This is a genomic window from Mycobacterium sp., from assembly GCF_051006775.1.
In the GTDB taxonomy this organism is placed as follows: domain Bacteria; phylum Actinomycetota; class Actinomycetes; order Mycobacteriales; family Mycobacteriaceae; genus Mycobacterium.
Genome location: NZ_JBPCSX010000213.1, coordinates 1 through 6000, shown reverse-complemented (window position 1 = coordinate 6000; position 6000 = coordinate 1). Strand labels below are relative to the sequence as shown.

Sequence of the window (6000 nt, the reverse complement as noted above, 5' to 3'; positions counted from 1 at the left end):
GGGTTCGGGTTCGGGTTCGGGTTCGGGTTCGGGTTCGGGTTCGGGTTCGGGTTCGGGTTCGGGTTCGGGTTCGGGTTCGGGTTCGGACTCGGACTCGTAGACCACCACGGCCTCATGCTCGGCGTCCGGTGTGGTCTCGTAGACCACCACTGTCTGATCGTCCTGAGCGACCGCCGGCTCCGGCTCAGGTTCGACGAGTTCGGCTTCCAACTCGGTCTCGACAGCCAGTTCCTCGGCCTGGACGGTCTCGACGAACTCGGTCTCGTCCTCGGTTTGGTCCCCGGTGTCATCCCCGGTTTCGTCCGCGATGTAATCCGGCGTGAGGTCCTCAGCGCTCACGCCGGCGTCGCCGACGGCGACGGCGTCCTCCTGCTCATGTTCGCCGGCCACGGCAGCGGCGGCGATGATCCCGGTGCTCTTGGCCGCGGCCACCAGGTCCTCGGTCCATTCCTCGAAGGGCGACTCGCCGTCATCATGGTCGGGCTCGCGGTTGCCCTCCAACGATGCCGGATCCTCACGGCCCTTCGGCGCCAGCAGGATGTAGACCACGGCGCCGATGAAGACGAACGTCGCAGTGAAGACGTTGATGCGGATTCCGGCGATGAGGGTGGCGGTGTCGTCGCGCATCAACTCCACCCCGAACCGTCCGACCGAGTACGCGGCCACGTAGAGGGCGAACAGTCGGCCATGGCCCAGGCGGAACTTCCGGTCGGCCCAGATCAGGAAGAAGAACACCAACACGTTCCACAGCAGCTCGTAGAGGAACGTGGGATGGACGACCGCGGCGACCTGGCCGGTCGAGATGCCGTCCAGCGAGTGGACGTCCACCACGCCGGAGGAATCACGGCGGTAGAAGACCTCCATACCCCAGGGCACGGTGGTCTCCCGACCGTACAACTCCTGGTTGAAGTAGTTGCCCAGCCGTCCGATCGCCTGAGCCAGCACGACGCCCGGCGCGACGGCGTCTCCGAATGCCGGCAGCGGAATCCCCCTGCGACGACAGGCGATCCAGGCCCCCACACCACCGAGCGCGATGGCGCCCCAGATACCCAGGCCGCCTTCCCAGATCTGCAGCGCCGCGCCGACGCCGGCACCGCCCTCGCCGAAGTAGGTTCGCCAGTCCGTCATCAAGTGGTAGAGCCGGCCGCCGATCAGACCGAAAGGCACCGCCCACAAAGCGATGTCATAGATGACTCCGCGCTCGCCGCCGCGCGCCACCCATCGACGGTCACCGATGACCAGCGCCACGATGATGCCGGCGATGATGCACAACGCGTAGGCCCGGATCGGAACGGGACCGAGGTACCAGACGCCCTGCGTGGGGCTCGGGAAGTAGGCAAGAACCGTTGTCGTCACGAAGCAGGCACCTTCTCTCGCACTCCCGCGGCCAGTTCCCCGGTCAGGGCCCGCACCGCGGGCACCCCATCACTGAGCGCGGACACCAGCGCCGAACCAACAATGACACCGTTGGCGAAGTGAGCGATCTCGGCCGCCTGCTCCCGCGAGCGCACACCGAGGCCGACGCCGATCGGGATGTCGGAGACCTCCCGCACCCGCTGCGCCAGGCTAGGCGCGGCGTTGGAGACGGCGTCGCGGGTGCCGGTCACCCCCATCGTGGATGCCGCGTAGACGAACCCGCGGCAGGCGTCGACGGTGCGGGCCAGCCGTTCCGGTGTCGACGAGGGTGCCACCAGGAAGATGCGGTCCAGATTGTGCTGCTCAGCGGCGATCAACCACTGATCGGCTTCATCAGGGATCAGATCGGGCGTGATCAGTCCCAGACCACCGGCCGCGGCAAGGTCACGGGCGAAGGCGTCAATGCCGTAGTGCAGCACCGGGTTCCAGTACGTCATCACCACTGCATTGCCGCCGGCGGCGCTGATCGCCTCAACGGCCCGAAGGGTGTCGCGCACCCGAACCCCACCCTGCAGGGCGGTTTCGGTGGCGGTCGCGATCACCGGACCGTCCATACCGGGATCGGAGTAGGGAACGCCGACTTCGATGATGTCGCAATCGGCGCTGATCGCCACCATCGCTTCGATGGAGGTCTCCACATCGGGATAGCCGGTCGGCAGGTAGCCGATGAGCGCCGCGCGTCCCTCGGCGCGGCAGGCGTCGAAGATCGGCCCGAGCCGGCCGGCCGGACTGTGCTGGACGGTCATGAGGCCCCGGGTCCCGCTCCGTCGAGCAAACCGAACCAGCGGGCGGCGGTCTCCACGTCCTTGTCGCCCCGCCCGGACATGTTGATCAGGATGATCGCGTCGGGACCGAGTTCGGCCGCCAGTTTCACCGTTCCGGCCACCGCGTGGGCGGACTCGATCGCCGGAATGATTCCCTCCAGCCGGCACAGCAGACCGAAAGCATCCATGGCCTCCGTGTCGGTGATCGGGCGGTACTCCGTGCGGCCGAGATCCTTGAGGAAAGCATGTTCGGGCCCGACGCCGGGGTAATCCAATCCCGCTGAGATGGAATGGGATTCGACGGTCTGACCATCCCGGTCCTGCAGCAGATAGGAATACGAGCCCTGGAAGGCCCCGGGCGTTCCACCGGAGAAGGTAGCCGCATGCCGACCGGTTTCCACGCCGTCACCGGCCGCCTCGAAACCGATGAGCCGGACGGTCGGATCATCAAGAAAGGCATGGAAGATGCCGATCGCGTTGGACCCACCACCAACGCAGGCGGTAACGGCATCGGGAAGCCTGCCGGTCTGGAACAGCATCTGCGCGCGGGCCTCCATACCGATGACGCGCTGGAAGTCGCGGACCATCATCGGGAAGGGGTGAGGTCCTGCCGCGGTTCCGAAGCAGTAGTAGGTGCGATCGGCGTTGGTCACCCAGTCCCGGAACGCGTCGTTGATCGCATCCTTGAGGGTTTTCGAACCGGACTCCACCGCAACGACTGTGGCTCCCAGCAGACGCATCCGCGCCACGTTGAGCGCCTGGCGGGCGGTGTCGACCGCACCCATGTAGATCACGCACTCCAAACCGAGCAACGCGCAGGCGGTGGCGGTCGCCACGCCGTGCTGTCCGGCGCCGGTCTCGGCGATGACGCGGGTCTTGCCCATCTTCTTGGCCAGCAGTGCCTGACCCAGCACATTGTTGATCTTGTGTGAGCCGGTGTGGTTGAGGTCCTCGCGCTTGAGGAAGATCCGCGCTCCGCCGGCGTGCTCGCTGAGCCGGGACGCCTCGTACAGCGGTGAGGGCCGGCCGGCGTAATGGGTCTGCAGCCGGTCGAGTTCATCGAGGAAGGTCTGGTCGGTGCGCGCCTTCTCGTAGGCGGCGGTGACCTCCTCGATGACCGCCATCAGCGCCTCGGGCACATAGCGCCCGCCGTACACGCCGAAATGCCCGCGGGCATCAGGGTCATGGGTGGTCGACTCGGCGACGGCCGCGCTGGTGCGCGGCAGGTGGGGTGTGGAGGTATCGGCCATCTCAGAAAACCCGCAAGGACGTCAGCGGACGGGTTTCGGGCACGACGGATGCGCGCCGGCGGTCACCAGGTCTGACACCGCGGTCCGGGGATCACCACTGGTGACCAAGCCTTCGCCGACCAGCACGGCATCCGCGCCGGCTCCCGCATAGGCCAGCAGATCGGCCGGACCCCGCACCCCGGACTCCGCGATCCGGATGATGTTCGACGGCAGCCCGGGGGCGATCCGCCCGAAGCAGTTGCGGTCCACGCTCAGGGTCTTGAGGTCGCGGGCGTTGACACCGATCACGCGGGCACCGGCCTGCAGTGCGCGGTTGGCCTCTTCCTCGGTGTGCACCTCGACCAGGGCGGTCATCCCCAGCGATTCGGTGCGCTCCAGCAGCGACTCCAGGGCCGGTTGGTCGAGGGCGGCGACGATCAGCAGGAGCATGTCCGCACCGTGCGCCCGGGCCTCGTGGATCTGGTACGGGCGAACAATGAAGTCCTTGCGCAGCACCGGAATCTCGACCGCCGCGCGCACCGCGTCGAGGTCGGCCAGCGAGCCCTTGAACCGGCGTTCCTCTGTCAGCACACTGATGACCCTGGCGCCGCCGCTCTCATAGGCCCGGGCCAGTTCGGCCGGATCCGCGATCGCAGCGAGTTCCCCGCGAGAGGGACTGGCCCGCTTGACTTCCGCGATCACTCCGATGCCGGGTTTGCGCAAGGCGGCCATCACGTCGCGCGGAGCGGGCGCCGCCTCGGCGGCCGCTTTGACCTCGGCCATGCTCACCAGCGCCTCACGGGCGGCAACGTCTGCACGGACTCCTTCAACGATGGAGTCGAGAACGGTTGCCGAACTCATGACGGGTTGGTCCCCCTGGGCGCTTTCGGACGATCAATTCGCGGTCTGTCAAGACCATCGGTCGTTGACCTGCAAAGCGTATCCGCACCGCAGTCGGCACCTGTCACCGACCCTGGTCCGTCGGGTCGCCATCGGTCGGGTCCCGACCCTCATCGAGGGCGTCCCACATCCCGCGCTCGGAGACCCCGGGGGTATCGGACCCACTGCCGACCGGGTCCGATCCGGCCGACGGATGGACTGTCCCGGCCGACGTCCGCATCAGCAACACCGCCGCCACCAGTGCACAGAACGCTGATCCGAGGGTGATGGCGGCACCGGCCGGGTACCGCTGACTCTCCACCAGGGTGGCGATCGGGACGCCGGCCAGTGCCGCGCCGCGCGGGCCGACGTCGGGCATGACGAACAGGCTCACCCCGAGGTATCCCAGAACCAGGCAGCTCGCCGCGACCAGCAGCGCGACCAATCTCAGCCATACGCCCCGCACCGAGAGCCCGGCCACCGCGGCGGCCAGCAGCAGCAGCGCCAGCGGGAGCAGCGCGTTGGACCAGGTCGCACCCACCAGATCGATGGCCTTCGGTTGGCCCAGTCCGTCGGCGGACCGCACCGACACCCAACGCATCCGAGAGGCCGCCCACAACCCGCCGGCGGCGATCACCAGCAGCAGTTGGGCAATTCGGATCACGGCGCTGTCAGCGTTTCGGCGGCGGCGATCGCACTGAGCACCGCCCTGGCTTTATTGGCGGCCTCGGTGTACTCGTAGGGCCCGTTGGAGTCCGCGACCACACCACCGCCGGCCTGCACGTAGGCGGTGCCGTCCCGCATCAGCGCGGTGCGGATCGCGATCGCGAAGTCGGCGTTACCCGCGAAGTCGAGATAACCGACCACACCGCCGTAGAGGCCACGACGGGTCTTCTCGACCTCTTCGATGAGTTCCATCGCGCGCACCTTCGGTGCGCCCGAGAGAGTGCCGGCCGGGAAACAGGCGGTCACCGCGTCCAGCGCGGTGCGGCCCTCGGCCAGCTCACCGATCACCGTCGACACCAGGTGCATGACGTGGCTGTACCGCTCGATATGGCTGTAGTCCTCGACCCGCACGGTGCCCGGCACGCAGACCCGGCCGAGATCGTTGCGGCCGAGGTCGACGAGCATCAGGTGCTCGGCGCGTTCCTTCTCATCGGAGAGCAACTCCTTCTCGAGAAGGTGATCCTCCTCCTCGGTGTCGCCGCGCCACCGGGTGCCGGCGATCGGGTGGGTGGTCGCCCACCCGTCCTGCACGGTCACCAATGCCTCGGGGCTGGATCCGACGATCGAAAACGCCGTCTCCCCAGCCTCATTCGGGATGTGCATCAGGTACATGTACGGGCTGGGGTTGGTCACCCGCAGCATCCGGTAGACGTCGATCGGGTCGGCGTCGGTGTCCATCTCGAAGCGCTGGGAGGGCACCACCTGGAATGCCTCGCCGGCTTCGATCTCGCCGACGAGTTTCTCGACGATCGCGCCGTACTCCTGCAGGGTGCGCTGCGAACGGTGCCGCGCTTCGGGCCGGGCGAAGGTCGCCACGGTGGATGGCAGCGGCTGACCGAGGGCCGCGGTCATCACGTCGAGTCGGGTGACGGCGTTGTCGTAGGCCTCGTCGACCCGGTCGTCGGTGCCGTTCCAGTTCACCGCGTTGGCGATCAGCGTGATGGTGCCCTCGTGGTGGTCGACGGCGGCCAGGTCGGTGGCCAGCA

At 67.8% G+C, this 6000-nt stretch carries 6 protein-coding genes; all 6 read right to left on the bottom strand.

The genetic code is table 11. From position 1 onward, the window contains the following. On the bottom strand, positions 1-1356 hold a 1356-nt coding region (gene lgt, locus ACR2JI_RS15330), incomplete at its 3' end, for a prolipoprotein diacylglyceryl transferase (RefSeq protein ID WP_526391463.1). Next, positions 1353-2162, bottom strand: a complete 810-nt coding sequence (trpA, locus tag ACR2JI_RS15325) for a tryptophan synthase subunit alpha (protein ID WP_526391461.1) — start codon at positions 2160-2162, stop codon at positions 1353-1355. The genes lgt and trpA, both read right to left, overlap by 4 nt. After that, entirely contained in the window at positions 2159-3430 is a 1272-nt protein-coding gene (gene trpB / locus ACR2JI_RS15320) for a tryptophan synthase subunit beta (protein WP_526391459.1), read from the bottom strand. Before trpB ends, trpA begins: the two co-directional genes overlap by 4 nt. Before the next feature lie 21 nt (positions 3431-3451). Then, positions 3452-4270 (bottom strand): indole-3-glycerol phosphate synthase TrpC, encoded by an 819-nt coding sequence (gene trpC / locus ACR2JI_RS15315; protein WP_526391457.1) that lies wholly within the window; start codon positions 4268-4270, stop codon positions 3452-3454. Positions 4271-4373: 103 nt separating this feature from the next. Beyond that, the gene (locus ACR2JI_RS15310) at positions 4374-4952 is read right to left on the bottom strand and encodes a TIGR02234 family membrane protein (RefSeq protein ID WP_526391455.1); all 579 of its coding nucleotides are present in this window, start codon (positions 4950-4952) and stop codon (positions 4374-4376) included. Continuing rightward, positions 4949-6000, bottom strand: a 1052-nt coding sequence (locus ACR2JI_RS15305) for an anthranilate synthase component I family protein (protein WP_526391453.1), incomplete at its 5' end; no start/stop codon positions are given. The genes ACR2JI_RS15305 and ACR2JI_RS15310, both read right to left, overlap by 4 nt.

Excerpts from the sequence above, each read along its gene's own strand:
- trpA (WP_526391461.1), bottom strand. The coding sequence starts at position 2,162 with ATGACCGTCCAGCACAGTCCGGCCGGCCGGCTCGGGCCGATCTTCGAC.
- trpB (WP_526391459.1), bottom strand. The coding sequence starts at position 3,430 with ATGGCCGATACCTCCACACCCCACCTGCCGCGCACCAGCGCGGCCGTC.
- trpC (WP_526391457.1), bottom strand. The coding sequence starts at position 4,270 with ATGAGTTCGGCAACCGTTCTCGACTCCATCGTTGAAGGAGTCCGTGCA.